The organism is Pseudomonas sp. NPDC089534 (assembly GCF_044749305.1).
Classification (GTDB): domain Bacteria; phylum Pseudomonadota; class Gammaproteobacteria; order Pseudomonadales; family Pseudomonadaceae; genus Aquipseudomonas; species Aquipseudomonas ekonensis.
Map to the genome: position 1 here is coordinate 1 of NZ_JBIVHR010000117.1, position 15,905 is coordinate 15,905.

General features: G+C 65.9%; 15 protein-coding genes. 8 read left to right on the top strand and 7 right to left on the bottom strand.

Going from position 1 to position 15,905, the window contains the following annotated elements:
• Positions 1-981 (bottom strand): porphobilinogen synthase (hemB, locus tag ACIP0B_RS25125; protein WP_400837082.1); only part of this gene is annotated, 981 nt, incomplete at its 3' end.
• 208 nt (positions 982-1,189) lie between these two features.
• Here hemB and ACIP0B_RS25130 point away from each other — a divergent pair.
• The gene (locus ACIP0B_RS25130) at positions 1,190-1,837 is read left to right on the top strand and encodes a DedA family protein (protein ID WP_400837084.1); all 648 of its coding nucleotides are present in this window, start codon (positions 1,190-1,192) and stop codon (positions 1,835-1,837) included.
• Here the strand turns inward: ACIP0B_RS25130 and ACIP0B_RS25135 are convergent.
• A complete protein-coding gene (locus ACIP0B_RS25135) occupies positions 1,818-3,053 on the bottom strand; it encodes a sterol desaturase family protein (protein ID WP_400837087.1) in 1,236 nt (411 codons plus the stop codon). The two genes, ACIP0B_RS25130 and ACIP0B_RS25135, sit on opposite strands and share 20 nt — an antisense overlap.
• A 116-nt stretch (positions 3,054-3,169) precedes the next feature.
• Between ACIP0B_RS25135 and elbB the strand changes: the two genes are divergently transcribed.
• On the top strand, positions 3,170-3,838 hold the full coding sequence (gene elbB, locus ACIP0B_RS25140) for an isoprenoid biosynthesis glyoxalase ElbB (RefSeq protein WP_400837090.1): 669 nt from the start codon (positions 3,170-3,172) through the stop codon (positions 3,836-3,838).
• 132 nt (positions 3,839-3,970) lie between these two features.
• Here the strand turns inward: elbB and ACIP0B_RS25145 are convergent, their stop codons facing one another.
• Positions 3,971-5,866, bottom strand: a complete 1,896-nt coding sequence (locus ACIP0B_RS25145) for an FTR1 family protein (RefSeq protein ID WP_400837093.1) — start codon at positions 5,864-5,866, stop codon at positions 3,971-3,973.
• Between the two features lie 144 nt (positions 5,867-6,010).
• On the opposite strand from ACIP0B_RS25145, the gene ACIP0B_RS25150 reads away from it, so the two are divergent.
• The 5 genes from ACIP0B_RS25150 to ACIP0B_RS25170 all read left to right on the top strand — a co-directional run bounded on the left by ACIP0B_RS25150 (position 6,011) and on the right by ACIP0B_RS25170 (position 10,767).
• Positions 6,011-7,423 (top strand): COG3014 family protein, encoded by a 1,413-nt coding sequence (locus tag ACIP0B_RS25150; RefSeq protein WP_400837096.1) that lies wholly within the window; start codon positions 6,011-6,013, stop codon positions 7,421-7,423.
• A gap of 188 nt (positions 7,424-7,611) precedes the next feature.
• Positions 7,612-9,006 (top strand): COG3014 family protein, encoded by a 1,395-nt coding sequence (locus tag ACIP0B_RS25155; protein ID WP_400837099.1) that lies wholly within the window; start codon positions 7,612-7,614, stop codon positions 9,004-9,006.
• A gap of 15 nt (positions 9,007-9,021) precedes the next feature.
• Positions 9,022-9,396, top strand: coding sequence for a YcfL family protein (locus ACIP0B_RS25160; protein WP_085581119.1), 375 nt, complete (start codon positions 9,022-9,024; stop codon positions 9,394-9,396).
• A gap of 36 nt (positions 9,397-9,432) precedes the next feature.
• Positions 9,433-10,020: a penicillin-binding protein activator LpoB gene (gene lpoB / locus ACIP0B_RS25165; RefSeq protein ID WP_085581121.1), complete on the top strand. Its 588-nt coding sequence runs from the start codon at positions 9,433-9,435 to the stop codon at positions 10,018-10,020.
• A gap of 3 nt (positions 10,021-10,023) precedes the next feature.
• Positions 10,024-10,767, top strand: a complete 744-nt coding sequence (locus ACIP0B_RS25170) for a penicillin-binding protein activator LpoB (RefSeq protein ID WP_400837103.1) — start codon at positions 10,024-10,026, stop codon at positions 10,765-10,767.
• A gap of 148 nt (positions 10,768-10,915) precedes the next feature.
• Here ACIP0B_RS25170 and ACIP0B_RS25175 read toward each other — a convergent pair whose 3' ends face one another.
• From ACIP0B_RS25175 to ACIP0B_RS25185, 3 genes are all read right to left on the bottom strand, one after another.
• Positions 10,916-11,548, bottom strand: a complete 633-nt coding sequence (locus ACIP0B_RS25175; RefSeq protein WP_400837106.1) for a LysE family transporter — start codon at positions 11,546-11,548, stop codon at positions 10,916-10,918.
• Between the two features lie 210 nt (positions 11,549-11,758).
• Complete coding sequence (locus tag ACIP0B_RS25180) at positions 11,759-12,340, bottom strand: mechanosensitive ion channel family protein (protein ID WP_085581127.1); 582 nt, start codon at positions 12,338-12,340, stop codon at positions 11,759-11,761.
• On the bottom strand, positions 12,340-14,250 hold the full coding sequence (locus ACIP0B_RS25185) for an ATP-binding cassette domain-containing protein (protein WP_400837110.1): 1,911 nt from the start codon (positions 14,248-14,250) through the stop codon (positions 12,340-12,342). Before ACIP0B_RS25185 ends, ACIP0B_RS25180 begins: the two co-directional genes overlap by 1 nt.
• Positions 14,251-14,300: 50 nt before the next feature.
• Here ACIP0B_RS25185 and ACIP0B_RS25190 point away from each other — a divergent pair, with 50 nt between their 5' ends.
• Entirely contained in the window at positions 14,301-14,762 is a 462-nt protein-coding gene (locus ACIP0B_RS25190) for a TIGR02444 family protein (protein ID WP_400837113.1), read from the top strand.
• Here ACIP0B_RS25190 and ACIP0B_RS25195 read toward each other — a convergent pair.
• The gene (locus ACIP0B_RS25195; protein ID WP_400837116.1) at positions 14,759-15,889 is read right to left on the bottom strand and encodes an AlgP family protein; all 1,131 of its coding nucleotides are present in this window, start codon (positions 15,887-15,889) and stop codon (positions 14,759-14,761) included. The two genes, ACIP0B_RS25190 and ACIP0B_RS25195, sit on opposite strands and share 4 nt — an antisense overlap.
• Between the last annotated feature and the right edge of the window lie 16 nt (positions 15,890-15,905).

The following is a 15,905-nucleotide window of genomic DNA, read 5'->3' on the forward strand; positions in this document are numbered from 1 at the left end:
ACCGCGGGCGATGCGGTTGGCGCCGATGGCGATGCCCACCGGCACGGCGGTCAGGGATTCGAGGATCACGCCTTCGCTCAACCAGCCGTTCTGGATCGCCGCCATGTGCATGGCGTATTCGCCGCTGACCTGATAGACGAAGGTCGGCACCTTGAAGGCATCCTTCACCCGGAACAGGATGTCCAGGTACGGCATGCCCGGCTTGACCATCACCATGTCCGCGCCTTCAGACAAGTCGGCGCCCACTTCGTGCAGGGCTTCGTCGCTGTTGGCCGGATCCATCTGATAGGAGGCCTTGTCGGCCTTGCCCAAGTTCGCCGCCGAGCCCACCGCGTCGCGGAACGGGCCGTAATAGGCGCTGGCGTACTTGGCCGAGTAGGCCATGATGCGCACGTTGACGTGACCGGCCACTTCCAGGGCCTCGCGGATCGCCTGGATGCGCCCGTCCATCATGTCCGACGGGGCCACCACCTGGGCGCCGGCCTCGGCGTGGGACAACGCCTGCTTGACCAGCGCGTCGACGGTGATGTCGTTCTGCACGTAGCCGCTTTCATCGAGGATGCCGTCCTGGCCGTGGGTGGTGAACGGGTCCAGGGCGACGTCGGTGATCACGCCCAGTTCCGGGAACCGCGCCCGCAGGGCACGGGTGGCGCGCTGGGCGATGCCCTCGGGGTTCCAGGCTTCGGCGGCGTCGAGGGACTTGAGCCCCGACGGGGTGACCGGGAACAGCGCCAGCGCCGGAATGCCCAGCTCGACCCACTTGGCCGCCTCTTCCAGCAGCAGGTCGATGGTCAGGCGCTCCACGCCCGGCATCGAGGCCACGGCTTCGCGGCGGTTCTCGCCGTCGAGCACGAACACCGGCAGGATCAGGTCGTCGACCGTCAGCACGTTTTCACGCACCAGCCGACGGGAAAAACCGTCACGGCGGTTGCGGCGCAGGCGGGTGGCTGGGAACAAGCGGTTGGCAGGGGTAAAGCTCACGGCAGACTCCTGAGCCCGCGCTGACGGGCGAGCGTGACAGTTATAAGCGGCCATTATGACGGTCGTATTACAGTTATGTGCACCCCTGTGACAGGTAGTCGCATTCCATTGTCCGTGTAGGAAATGTTCACGTCGAGACACATTTCGACACTTTCCTGAATGTGTCCGAAGGGTTAGGCTGCGCGTTCATTTCGCCAGCACCCAGACAATGCTCCAACAATTCCTGCATGACTTCGGCTACTTCGCCTTGTTTCTAGGCACGTTCTTCGAAGGCGAAACCATCCTGGTGCTCGCGGGGTTCCTCGCGTTCCGTGGCTACATGGACATCAACCTGGTGGTGGTCGTGGCGTTCTTCGGCAGCTACGCCGGCGACCAGCTGTGGTACTTCCTGGGCCGCAAGCACGGGCGCAAGCTGCTGGCGCGCAAGCCGCGCTGGCAGATGATGGGCGACCGGGCGCTGGAGCACATCCGCAAGCATCCGGACATCTGGGTGCTGAGCTTCCGCTTCGTCTACGGCCTGCGCACGGTGATGCCGGTGGCGATCGGCCTGTCGGGCTATCCGCCGGGACGCTACCTGCTGCTCAACGGCATCGGCGCGGCCATCTGGGCCGCCGCGCTGGCCGCCGCCGCGTATCATTTCGGCGCCGTGCTCGAAGGCATGCTCGGCAGCATCAAGAAGTACGAACTGTGGGTGCTGGGCGGCCTGCTGGTGCTGGGCCTGCTGCTGTGGCTGCGCCGGCGCTTCAAGAACGCGCGGCTGGCCAAGCAGGTCTACGAAGACGAGCAGGCCGCCAAGGCCGAACGTCGCAAGGCCGAACTGGCCAGCGCCGCCGAGCCTAAGACGCCAGCCGAGTGAGTCGCTGACGGCAGCAGTACAGGCCGATGCCGCTGAGCAAGGTGTAACTGAGCAGGCCGATCCACGCCACCGGGCTGGCCGGCCACAGCCCGACCAGCGGCGCCAGCCACACCAGCGGCAGGTTCGAGGCCAGCCGCAGCAGCTCCACCCTCAACGCCCACGGGCGATTCTCCAGGGCCGTGCCCAACGCGAACAACCCCAGCGCCACCGCACCCCAGCCGAGCACCAGCGCACCGGCGGGCAGGCTGTGCTCCAGGTTCATCAGGTAGCTGCCCAGCGCGATGTAGACGCCGAACTGCAGCACCACGTACCACTGCTGGCGACCGTCCAGCGGCACCTCGAACTTGCGGAACTGGCTCAGGTCCGGCTTGCTCATCGGGTACTTCGCCGCCACGTCCGCCGGGCGCCAGCCGGTGCGCATGAACCAGATCCGCAGCTTGTCCCATTTGCTCCGGGTGCGACGCGCGTCGTCCCACAGCTGTGCGTAGAACTGCAGGTTGGCCCACAGCGGGTTCCAGCTCGCCAGCGGCGTGGTCACGCCGAAAATCACCGGTTCGTTGTCGTCCTCTTCCTGGAACGAGCCGAACAGCCTGTCCCATAGGATGAACACCCCGCCGTAGTTGCGGTCCATATAGAGAGCGTTCTGCGCATGGTGGGCCCGATGGTTGGACGGCGTGACGAAGAACCATTCGAACCAGCCAAGCTTAGGGATGTGCCGGGTGTGCACCCAGAACTGGTACAGCAGGTTCAGCGCCGCCACGCTGACGAACACCGGCAGCGGCACCCCGGCCAGCGCCATCGGCAGGTAGAAGATCCAGCTCAGCAGGAACCCGGTGCTGGTCTGGCGCAGCGCCGTGGAGAGGTTGTAGTCCTCGCTCTGGTGATGCACCGAATGGGCGGCCCACAGGATGTTGCGCTCATGGCCCATGCGGTGCAGCCAGTAGTAGCAGAAGTCATAGGACACGAAGGCGAACACCCAGACCCAGACGCTGTCGGCCGGCAGCCGCAGCAACGCCAGGTGATCCAGGGCGAACGCATAGGTCACCAGCCCCACGCCTTTGGTCAACAGGCCGGTGGTGGTCGACAGCACGCCGGTGCTGATGCTGTTCACCGCATCGGCCAGACGGTAGTTGCTCACCCCGCGCCAGCGGTCGGCGACGAGCTCCGCGGCGATCAGCACAAAGAAGAACGGCACCGCATACAGAATGAAATCCATGACGCGCCCTGATCGTGATCTTTGAGGACAGATCCTAGGTGTAGCCGCGAATTATCCCTATGGCAACGAGTGACAAATTAGTGGACATTTAACGCCAAGAATCTGGAGAGAGCCCCATGAGCAAAAAAATCGTAGTGATCCTGTCCGGCTGCGGCGTGTACGACGGCGCCGAGATCCACGAAAGCGTCATCACCCTGCTGCGCCTCGACCAGCGCGGCGCCCAGGTGCAGTGCTTCGCCCCGAACATCGCGCAACTGCATGTGATCAACCACCTGACCGGCGAAGAGATGCCCGAATCGCGCAACGTGCTGGTGGAATCGGCGCGCATCGCCCGCGGCGACGTCAAGGACCTGCGCGAGGCCGACGTCGAGGACTTCGACGCGCTGATCGTGCCCGGCGGTTTCGGCGCGGCGAAGAACCTCTCCAACTTTGCCGTCGAAGGGCCCGGCTGCACCGTGCAGCCCGAGGTGCTGGCCCTGGCCGAAGCCTTTGCCGAAGCGGGCAAGCCGGTGGGGCTGATCTGCATCTCGCCGGCGCTGGCGGCGAAGATCTACGGCCCGGGCGTGACCTGCACCATCGGCAACGACGCCGCCACTGCCGCCGCCATCGGCAAGATGGGCGCCACCCACGAGGACTGCGCGGTGACCGACATCATCGAGGACAAGGCCCGCAAGCTGGTGAGCACCCCGGCCTACATGCTCGCGCAGTCCATCGGCGAGGCGGCCTCGGGGATCAACAAGCTGGTCGACCGGGTGCTGGAACTGACCCACGAAAACGACGCCTGACCGCAAGCCGGGGGAGCCCTGTGGCGAGGGAGCTTGCTCCCGCTGAGGCACGGAGCGGCTCCCGGCCCTGAAGCGGGGGACTGCTGCGCAGTCCGACGGGAGCAAGCTCCCTCGCCGCCATTCCTTCTGCGGTCAGGCCGTCGCCCGCCGCTTCTCCGCCACCCGGCTGCGGCCGTAGAGGATGATGATCGCCGCGATCGCCACGGCCTGGGCCGTCAGCGAGTAGGCGTCGGCATGGATCCCCAGCCAGTCGAACTCGAAGAACGCCACCGGCCGGGTGCCGAAGATCCCCGCCTCCTGCAACGCCTTCACGCCATGCCCGGCGAACACCACCGACAGCGCGCACAGCAGGCCGGCGTTGATGCTGAAGAACAGCGCCAGCGGCAGTTTCGCCGAGCCGCGCAGGATCACCCACGCCAGGCCGACCAGCAGCACCAGCGCCGTGGCGCCGCCCGCCAGCACGGCGTCATGCCCGGCGGGGCCGGCCTGCAGCCACAGGGTTTCGTAGAACAGGATCACTTCGAACAGCTCGCGGTACACCGAGAAGAACGCCAGCACCGCGAAGCCGAAACGCCCGCCACCGCCCACCAGGCTCTGCTTGATGTAGTCCTGCCAGGCCGCCGCGTGCCGGCGGTCATGCATCCACACCCCGAGCCACAGCACCATGACGCTGGCGAACAGTGCCGTGGCGCCTTCGAGCAGTTCACGCTGGGAGCCGCTGACGTCGATCACGTACGCCGCCAGCGCCCAGGTGCCGAGGCCGGCCAGCAAGGCCAGGCCCCAGCCGGCGTTGACGCTGCGCACCGCCGACTGCTGGCCGGTGTTGCGCAGGAACGCGAGGATCGCCGCCAGCACCAGAATCGCTTCCAGCCCTTCGCGCAGCAGGATCAGCAACCCGGAGATGTAGCTCAGCGACCAGCTCAGGCCATCGCTGCCCAGCAGGCCGGCGGATTCCTTGAGCTTGGCCTTGGCCGCGTCCAGGCGCTGTTCGGCCTGGGCCACCGGCAAACCGTCCTGCAGGGACTGCCGATAGGCCATCAGGGACTTTTCGGTGTCCTTGCGCACGTTGGCGTCGACGTTGTCCAGGGAGCTTTCGACCAGTTCGAAGCCTTCGAGATAGGCGGCCACCGACAGGTCGTAGGCCTGGTCGCGCTCGCCGGCGCGGTAGGCGGCGAGGCTCTTGTCCAGGGTCGCGGCGGTGTAGTCGAGCAACTGCGCCGGGCCGCGCTTGACCTGCGGCGGCTGCGCCCGCTGCGCGCGGAAGACCGCAGCGGCCTGCGGGCCTTCGGCCGCCTGCACTTCTGCCGGGGTCTGACGGGCCAGGTCGGCGATGTTGTAGGTCTTTTCGGATTTCGGTGCGGCCGAATCGGCGCTGAACTGGGCGATGTAGGTCGCCAGATCCCAGCGCTGACGGTCGTCGAGCTGGTCGGCGAAGGCCGGCATGTCGGTGCCTTCGACGCCTTGGCCGAGGGTGCTGTAGATCGCGTACAGGCTCAGGCGATCCATGCGTGCGGCATCGCGCAGGTTGGCCGGGGCCGGCGTCAGGCCGACACCGGCCGGGCCGTCGCCGGCACCGGTTTCGCCGTGGCAGACCGAACAGTGCTGGGCGTAGAGCGGCGCGCCGCGGGTCGGATCGGGGGTGATCACCGGCGCCTGGCTGACCTCGTAGGCCACCGCCAGCTTCGCCCCCAGTTGCCGGGCCTGGCGGGCGACGTCCGCGCCGTCCTGCTTGGCCGCGATGGCCGCACGCAGAGCGCTGACGCCCTGCTCCAGCCCGGCCTTCTCGGGCTTGGCCGGCATGGCTGCGATCAGCCCTTGCAGTACCTGGGTGAACTCCAGCTGCTCACGGTATTCCGCGTCGTCGATGACCTTGCCGGCCGCCACCGTCGGCGGGTAGTCGGCGCTGATGTAATCGAGCAGGTGCAGCGCCTGCGGCGCGCCTTCCACGGTATCGGCCAGCAGGTCGAAGCTGCCCAGCACGCAAAACGGGAACACCAGCCAGGCCAGGAATCGGGACGCGGCAGTCATGAATGAGTCTCAAGTGGAAATGCGAAGTTACATATTGTTCACGTCGAACGCGTTTCCCTCAAGCTTTCTTGCCGATGCAAAGCACATGGCCAGCACCCGTCCCTATAATGCGCCACCCCGACACTCAAGGAAGAACCGTTTCCCATGCGCCACTGCCTGCTGCTTCCCTTGTTGTTCAGCCTTCTCGCGCAACTGGGCGGGTGCGCCGCCTACCGCAACTACGACCTGGAAATGCAGCAGACCAACGACCAGTTGATGATGGGCAACCTCGACAATGCGCTGTACCTGATCGAGCGGAACAATCCGTGGGAAGACAAGGATCTGCTCTATTACTTCGAGAAAGGCGCCGTCCTCAGCCTCGGCAATGCCCTGCCGGAGAGCCAGGCGACCTGGCGCAGCGCCGACCAGATGATTTTCCGTCGCGAAGAAGCGGTGCCGTCCGCCCCGGTGAAGCTGCTCAACCGCTTCTACAAGGAAATGGGCATGATGCTGGTCAACGACAAGCTGCAGCGCTACGACGGCTACGATTACGAAAAGGTCATGCTGACCACCCAGATGGCCCTCAACCAACTGGCGATGAATGACTTCGACGGTGCGCGGGCCGACATCAAGAAGACCCACGAGCGCGAAACGCTGATCGCCAGCCAGCGCGAACGGCAGTACGAAGAGGTCGAGAACCAGGCCAAGGCCCAGGGCACCCGCCTCCACTACAAGGACCTGCAAGGCTATCCGGTGACCACCCTGGAGGCGCCGGCGGTCATTGAGCTTAAAAACGGCTATCAGAGCGCGTTCAGCCATTACCTGGCCGGGTTCACCTATGAGGCCTTGGGAGAACGGGCCCTGGCCGCGCCGGGCTATCGGCAGGCGATCGAACTGCGGCCCAACCTTCCGTTTCTCGAACAGGCGCTGCGCAACCTCGACAGACCGCCGGCCAAGGCCGACGAAAGCGATGTCCTGATTGTCGTGCAGAGCGGCCTGGCGCCCGCCCGGGCTTCCGTCACCGTGCCGATCCCCGTGCGGCTCAACGAAAACCTGGTCATCGTCGCACCGATCTCGTTTCCGGTGATGATCCCGGACGCGGTCACGCCCAAGTTCGATCACCTCACGGTGGATGGCCGCAAACGCTCGCTGGCCCAGGTCAACAGCGTCACCGACATGGCGGTGCGCACCTTGCGCGACGACATGCCGGCGATCATTTCCGCCGCCATGTTCCGCGCCAACATGGCCGCGATCGGGCAGGCCAACGAAAACGAGCGCAACCCGGCCAAGGCCTCGCTGACGGTGACCGCCAAGGATCCGTTCGAGGAAGCCGACACCCGTACCTGGCGCACGCTGCCGGACAAGACCCTGGTGGCGCGCCTGCGCCTGAAAAAGGGCGAGCACACCCTCGTCCTGCCCAACGCCAAGCGCACGCCGCCGATCAAGGTGCGCATCGACCAGGACCATCAGGTCATCAACCTAAGGGCGTTCGGCGACCTGGCGCTCATCGTCGGCGCCGCCTATGTCCCGCCTCCGGCACCTGTATCGAGCACGAAACAAGTAATGGCACCGAACTAACCAGTGAAATTAAAAAGCTATTACATAGCCAGCACCGCCCGCCTATAATGCCGCGCCCTCGCTATCGCGAAACGGCATTAAAGCTCCTCTTTTGATGAGGAATCGGCAGGACGCCAACACCCCTGCCGATCGGTCCCTGCAGCCCGACCCGCACCGGGGCTGTCGCCACTCATGGAAGAAGTACCCCCATGGCATTCCGCGCTCCCACCCTGCTCGCGCTCAGCGCCGTCACCCTGCTGTCCGGCTGCTCGGCGTTTCGCAACTACGATTCCGAACTGGCCCAGACCAACCAGCAACTGGCCACCGGCAACATCGACGCCGCCCTGACCCTGCTGGAAAAGAACAACACAGGCCCCGACAAGGACCTGCTCTACTACTTCGAGAAAGGCGAGCTGCTGCGCGCCAAGGGCGACCTGTCCGGCAGCCAGGGCGCCTGGACCGCCGCCGACCAGGTGGTGGGCAAGTGGGAAGACTCGGTCAAGCTCGACACCGACAAGTACCTGGCCCAGTTCGGCAGCTTCCTGGTCAACGACAAGGTGCGCCGCTACGAAGGCTACGACTACGAAAAGGTCATGCTGACCACCCAGATGGCCCTCAACCTGCTGGCGGTCAACGATTTCGACGGCGCCCGCACCGCGATCAAGAAGACCCACGAGCGCGAAGCGGTGATCGCCGAGCTGCGCGACAAGGAATACCTCAAGAGCGAAGAAGAGGCCGAGAAGGAAGGCATCAAGACCCAGTACAAGGACCTGCAGGGCTACCCGGTCGCCAGCCTCGACGCGCCGGAAGTGGTCGGCCTGAAAAACAGCTACCAGAGTGCGTTCAGCCATTACCTGGCCGGCTTCGTCTATGAAGCGCTGGGCGAGAAGGACCTGGCCGCGCCGGGCTACCGCAAGGCCGCCGAACTGCGTCCGAACACCCCGCTGCTGGAACAGGCGCTGGTCAACCTCGACAAGCCGGCCAAGTCCGACGACAGCGACATCCTGATCGTGGTGCAGAGCGGCCTGGCGCCGGCCCGCGATTCGATCCGCATCCCGCTGCCGCTGCCGATCGACAACAACCTGGTGATCACCCCGCTGTCGTTCCCGATCATCAAGCCGGACACCTCCACCGCCCCTGTCGCGCAGATCGGCGTGGACGGCCGGCAACTGGACCTGACCGCCCTCAACAGCACCACCGCCATGTCCCGCCGCGCCCTGCGCGACGACATGCCGGGGATCATCCTGCGCACCAGCGTGCGCGCGATCACCAAGGGCGTTGCGCAGAAGAAGCTGAACCAGACCAACCCGCTGGCGGGCCTGGCGGTGGGCGTCACTTCAGCGGTGCTCGAAGGTGCCGATACCCGTACATGGCGCACCCTGCCGGACACCACCCAAGTGGTGCGCCTGCGCCTGAACAAGGGTGAGCACCAGCTGACCCTGCCAAGCGTGGCCGGCGGCTCGCAGGTCAAGGTCACCGTCGATCAGCGCTATCAGGTCATCACCCTGCGCGCCGTGGGCAACCAGGTGTTCGCCGCCGGCAACGCCGCCCACGTGATCCCGAGCGCCAACGCCACCGCCGTGGCCAGCCTCAAACAACCTTAAGAACGGAGTCTTTGCATGCGTTTCAAACTCTTCGCCGTCGCCGCCCTCGCCCTGTTGGCGAGCGGCTGCGCCACCCCGCCGCCACCGGAGCCGGGCAGCGCCGCGAGCAAGGTCGTGGCCATGGGCCCGCAGAAGCACATCGTGGTCGGCGCCATGCGCGTGGCCCGCGAGAACGGCTTCATGACCGTCAACGTGCAGTTGAGCAACACCCTCAACAGCAACAAGACGTTCTACTACCGCTTCGCCTGGCTCGGCCCTGAAGGCTTCCCGGTCGCCGAAGAAGAAGTCTGGAAAAGCCAGATGATGTACGGCGCCCAGACCAGCTTCATCCAGGCCATCGCCCCGACGCCCAAGGCCGTGGACTTCCGCCTGGAACTCAAGACGCCTTAAGCCCGACACCCCATTCCCGATTTAGAGAGCATTCCCATGTTTGCACGCTTTTCCTGCATCGCCGTCCTCGCCCTGCTGGCCACCGGCTGCGCCAACACCTCGCCGACCCTGGGCAGCAAGAACATCAGCTACGGCGACACCAAGGCCGTCGAGACCGTGACCAACGAATTCGGCTCCACCGACCTGCAGATGATCGCCGAATCGATGACCCGCTCCCTGGCCCAGTCCGGCATCCTGCAGGGCCGTCCTGTGGTCCAGGTCTACGACGTGAAGAACAAGACCAGCGAGTACATCGACACCCGCGAGATCACCACCAGCATCAAGACCCAGCTGATGAAGTCCGGCACCGCCCGCTTCGCCAGCGACAACACCGCGATGCAGAGCCAGGTCGACCAGCTCAAGCTGCAGAACCAGAGCGGCCTGTACAAGAAGAGCACCGTGGCCAAGACCGGCAACATGATCGCCGCCAAGTACCGCCTGGAAGGCTCGATCAGCTCGATCGTCAAGCGCAGCAGCGACTACAAGGACGTCTTCTACAAATTCAGCCTGCAACTGATCGACGTCGAAAGCGGTCTGGCCGAGTGGATGGACGAAAAAGAGATCCGCAAAACCACGGAGCGTTAACCGATGCGCGCATGGATTGGCATGATGGCCCTGGCTTGCGCGTTCGGCGCGCAGGCGGCCCCGAAAGTCGCGGTGACGGACCTGGCGTACCAGGAGCGTGTGGAGCAGTACATCCACATCGTTTCGGCCCAGAACAACTACCGCGAGGGTTACTACAGTTCCAGCGGTTCTTCGAACTACAACGAACTGGAAGCCAGCACCAGCTACATCGAGCAGGGCGAGCTGCGCAAGTTCACCGGCGACATCAAGGGTGAGATCCTGCGCACCGGCATGTTCCAGCTGGTGCAGGGCACGCCGTACACCGCGTCGTCCAAGGGCGACGTCTACGACGTCATCAAGCGGATCAAGGCCGGGAACTTCAAGGGCGCCGACTACGTGCTGTTCGGCACCGTGTCGGACATCGACTTCACCCAGGACATGAACGAGCTGGCCCACACCGACAGCTACTCGGCCGTGCTGGGCCTGACGCTGGTGGCGGACTTCAGCCTGATCAACACCAAGACCTACGAGATCACCTCGGCCTTCACGGCGATGGGCGAAGCGCAGGACACCAAACTGGTGAACGGCCGCGACATCAAGATCTCGCTGAACCGCCCGCGGGTGGTGCGTGACGTGTCCAAGGCGCTGGGCGAGGACGTGGCCGGGCAACTGAGCATGCAGCTCGGCGGCGGCGGTTACGAGCAGCCGCGCGAGCCGCAGCAGCGCAACAACCTGCCGCGCGACACGGCGCCGGTGATCCTGAAGTGACGCTTCAGTAGCGCCGGGGATCCTGTGGCGAGGGCGCTCGTCGAGCCGTGGCACGCAGCCCGGCGCGAGCAAGCTCGCTCGCCACAGGTGAATCCGAGCCAACAAAAAGGCGACCTGAACAGGTCGCCTTTTTTTGTGGCCGCAGGATTCAGGCGGCGGCTTTGCGCAACGTCGCCATGAACGCCGCCGCACCGATGAACAGCCCGGCGAAGGTACGGTTCATGCGTTTCTGCTGCTTGGGCGTGCGCAGCAGGCGCAGCACCTTCGAGGCCAGGCCGGTGTAGCCGGCCATGACGATCAGGTCGACGCAGATCATGGTCACGCCGATCACCAGGTACTGGATCAGCAGCGGCGCGTGCGGGTCGATGAACTGCGGCAGCACCGCCAGCATGAACACCAGGGCCTTGGGGTTGCTGATGTTCACCAGGAACCCGCGGAACACCAGCGCCATCGGCTTGCCGATCGGCCGCACGGCGGCGTCGTCGCTCATGTCGCTGGGCAGCGCACGCCATTGCTTGACCGCCAGGTAGACCAGGTAGGCCACACCGAACCATTTGATCGCGTAGAACGCCGTGGCCGAGGCCGTCAGGATCGCGCCGACGCCGGCGCCGACGATCGCGATCTGCAGGGCCAGCCCCAGTTGCAGGCCGAGGGCGTTCCAGTAACCGCGCCAGAAACCGTACTGCAGACCGCTGGACATCGACGCGATCGCGCCGGCGCCCGGAGACAGGCTGATCACCCAACAGGCGGCGAAGAACGCCAGCCATGTTTGAAACTCCATCGCACACCTCGACTCAGACTCGTGACAGACGTCCAAGCTAATGCGGATCCGGGCGGATGACCACCGATTTTTTGCAGGATGTTGCAGCTTGCCGACCAACGTTTACGGGCCGACGGCGCCTTCACGGGCAAGACCTTGCTGACGCCACAGGGCCTGTGGGAACCCGCCTGCCGGCGATGGCGTCAGCCAAGGCGACGCGGGACAGAAGACTTACTTCTCGAACCCGCTCGAAGGAAACACATCGCTCCCCCGCCAGCGCCTCACCGAACGCTGGAAGAACAGGCTGTTGGGCACCTGCACCATGGCGCTGCCGGTGCCGAGCTCCTCGGCCTCGATCAGCGTGGTGTACAGCAGGTTGATCGCCACTACCCGCCCCTTCACCCCAGGCTTGTCGGTGGTGTCCACCAGCTCGACCACATCGCCCAGGCGGAACGGGCCGACGGTGAAGATCAGGATCGCGCAGAGCAGGTTCGACAGCACGCTCCACATGGCGAAGAACGCCACCGCCGCCACCGCGACGAAACCGGACAGCGCCGTCCACAGCACGGTGGCCGACACGCCGAGGCGCTCCAGCACGAAGATCAGCGCGCTGCCCATGATCAGCCAGCGCAGGCCGCCGCGCAGCGGCATCAGCAGCTGCGGCGGGAACGGGTAACGCTCGCCCAGGCGGGTCAGGCATTTGGCGACGAAGCGCTGGGCGAAGTAGGCGGCCAGCAGAATCAGCAGGATCTGCACGCCGAGCCAGATCGGCTCGACCCACACCGCCGGCAGCGGCAGCTTGAACGCCTCCATCAAGACAGCGTCTCCAGCTCCGCCTGCATGCTTTCCAGGGTTTCCAGCGCTTCCATCCACGCCTCTTCCAGCTCGGCCTCCCGCGCTTTCAGCTTGGCCTGTTCGGCCAGCAGGTCACGCAGTTCGTTCTTGCGCGCCGGGTCGTAGATGTCGCTGTCGCCGAGGCTGGCATCGACCTTGGCCAGCTTCTCGTGCAGCTTGCCCAGCTCCGCTTCGAGCTTGTCGGCTTCGCGCTTGTGCGGCGCCAGTTGCTGGCGCAACGCGGCGGCGGCCTGACGCTGGGCCTTCTTGTCGGTCTTGTCCGGATTCACCGGCGCGCTGCTGACCGGCGCGTTGCGCTGGCGGTAGTCCACCAGCCAACGGGCGTAGTCGTCGAGGTCGCCGTCGAACTCTTCGACCTTGCCGTCCGCCACCAGGTAGAAGTTGTCCGTGGTGCTCTTGAGCAGGTGCCGGTCGTGGGACACCACCAGCACGGCGCCGCTGAACTCCTGCAGCGCCATGGTCAGGGCCAGGCGCATTTCCAGGTCCAGGTGGTTGGTCGGTTCGTCGAGCAGCAGCAGGTTCGGCCGTTCCCAGGCGATCAGCGCCAAGGCCAGGCGCGCTTTCTCGCCGCCGGAGAAGTTCAGCACCGGCTCGTCGATCCGGCCGCCGCGGAAGTCGAAGCCGCCGAGGAAGTCGCGCAGGGTCTGCTCGCGTTCGGTCGGCGCCAGACGCTGCAGGTGCAGCAACGGGCTGGCCTTGGCGTCCAGCGAGTCGAGCTGATGCTGGGCGAAGTAGCCGACCACGGTGTTCTCGCCGCGGGTCAGGCGCCCGGCCAGCGGCGAGAGCTCGCCGGCGAGGTTCTTGATCAGGGTCGACTTGCCCGCGCCGTTGGGGCCGAGCAGGCCGATCCGCGCACCCGGGGTCAGTTGCAGCTTGACCTTCTCCAGGATGGTCTTTTCGCCGTAGCCCAGGCGGGCGTCGGACAGGTCGATCAGCGGGCTGGAGATCTTGGTCGACTCGCGGAACACGAAGTCGAACGGCGAATCGACGTGGGCCGCCGACAGCTCCTCCATCCGCTCCAGGGCCTTGATCCGGCTCTGGGCCTGACGGGCCTTGGTGGCCTGGGCCTTGAACCGGGCGATGTAGCTTTCCATGTGCGCGCGCTGCGCCTGCTGCTTCTCGTAGGCCTGTTGCTGCTGGGCCAGGCGCTCGGCACGGGCGCGCTCGAACGCGGTGTAGCCGCCGCGGTAGAGCACCAGCTTGCGCTGGTCGACATGGGCCACGTGATCGACGACTTCATCGAGGAAGTCGCGGTCGTGGGAAATCAGCAGCAGGGTACCGGGGTAGCCCTTGAGCCACTCCTCCAGCCAGATGATGGCGTCGAGATCCAAGTGGTTGGTCGGTTCGTCGAGCAGCAGCAGATCCGACGGGCACATCAAAGCCTGCGCCAAGTTCAGACGCATCCGCCAGCCACCGGAGAAATCTCCTACCTGACGATCCATCTGCTCATTGGTGAAACCGAGGCCGGCCAGCAACTTGCGCGCACGCGCATCGGCGGTGTAGCCGTCGGCGCTGTCGAGTTCGGCGTGCAGGCGGGCCAGGGCCTCGCCGTCATGGGCCGCCTCGGCCGCCGCGAGGTCGCGCTGCACCTGGCGCAGGCGCACGTCGCCGTCGAGCACGTAGTCGACCGCCAGGCGTTCGAGCGTGTCGACCTCCTGGCGCATATGGGCGATGCGCCAGTCGGCCGGCAGCAGGCAGTCACCCGAATCCGGGTGCAGCTCGCCGCGCAGCAAGGCGAACAGGCTGGATTTGCCGGCGCCGTTGGCACCGATGAGGCCGGCCTTGTGGCCGGCGTGCAGGGTCAGCTCGGCGTCTTCTAGCAGACGCTGCGGGCCACGCTGTAAAGTCAGGTTCTGAAGTCGGATCATAATGGCGGCGGAGTCTACCAGCTTCGCCCGCAACTGGCGCGAGTAGCACGATGTCCTCTGACCTGTGGAGCTTTGCCCTGGCCGTCTACGCCCGTCCGGACGTGGAGGCCGCCTGCCTGCGCCTGCAATCGGCGGGGGCGAACGTGTGCCTGATGCTGTGCGGCCTGTGGCTGGAACAGCGCGATGCGACCTGCGATGACCAGCGAGTGCACCAGCTTCGGCACATCACCGAACCCTGGGACCGCGACGTCGTGCAGCCGCTGCGGGCGCTGCGCCTGCAATGGAAAGAGGCGGCCGACACCGACCCGCTGCTCAAGGGCATGCGTGAACAGATCAAGGGACTGGAGCTGGAAGCGGAGCGCGCGCTGCTGTCGCGGCTGGAGGGTGTGGCTCAGCGCTGGACGCGGAATTCGAAGGAATCGAGTGACTGGCTGGAGGTGCTGGCCGGCGAGGCGGCCAACCTGGACCGCGACGCGCTGCGGGTGCTGCGCGTCGCGGCGGCCGGCGCTTAGGAGGCGCTGGCCGGGTTGCTGGCGACGCTCGACACGGCGGCCGGCGCTGGGGCTGGCGTGCTGGTCGGGGTGGTGGCGGCTGGAGTGGTTGCGGCAGGCGCAGGAGCGGCCGGTTTGGCAGCGGTCACAGTCGCCGGTTTGGCGGCAGGCTTGGCGGCCGGTTTTTTCGCGGCAGGTTTCGCGGCAGGCTTGGCCGCAGGTTTTGCAGCGGCAGGTTTCGCGGCAGGCTTGGCTGCAGGTTTCGCTGCGGCAGGTTTGGCGGCGGTCGCAGCCGGCTTGGCTGCGGCAGCGGGTTTTGCAGGTGCCTTTGCAGCAGGCTTGGCTGCGGGTTTGGCGGCGACCGGCTTGGCGGCAGGTTTTGCTGCAGCGGTCTTCGCGACAGGTTTCGCCGCTGGCTTGGCGGCCACTTTGGCAGCCGGTTTCGCCGCAGCGGTCTTCGCCGGAGCCGCCTTGGCTGCAGCCGGTTTAGCGGCAGGTTTCGCAGCGACCGGTTTGCTTGCGGCAGGTTTGGCAGTCGCCGGCTTGGCAGCTGCTGGCTTCGCCGCCGCGGCTTTGGCCGCCGGTTTCGCGGCGCTGGCTGCCGGTGCCTTGGCGGCAGGTTTGGCAGCGGCTTTCACCGGCGCTTTGGCAGCGGCAGGTTTCGCCGCCGGCTTGGCCGGTGCCTTGGCCGCAGCGGGTTTTGCGGCGACAGGTTTGGCAGCAGGTTTAGCGGCGACCTTCTTCGCCGGCGCGGCGGCTGCCGGTTTGGCGGCACGGGCCGACAACGCCTTGCCTGCGGCCTCCTGCACACGGCCCACGCCCTGGGCCAACTTCAGGCTTTCCTGGGCATCGCGCTTGAGTTGCAGAATGTAGCTGCGGGTGTCGGACTGACGGCCCTTCAGCGCGTCGAGCAGCTCTTCGAGTTCCTTCACGCCAGCCTTGGCTTTTGCCTGCGCCTTGGCTTTGCCGGCGGCGGCGGCATCCTGCAGTTTGGTGCGGGACTTGTGCAGTTTCTCTTGCGCCTTGCCGCGTTGCTTTTCCAGTTTGGCGAGCAGTTTTTCAGCATCAGCCAAGGCTTGGGAGCAAGCGTTTTCCAGATGTTCGAGCAGGCTGCCCTCGAGGTAGACGTTGGCGGTTTCGATCAGCAGTTCGCCGCCCTCGGGC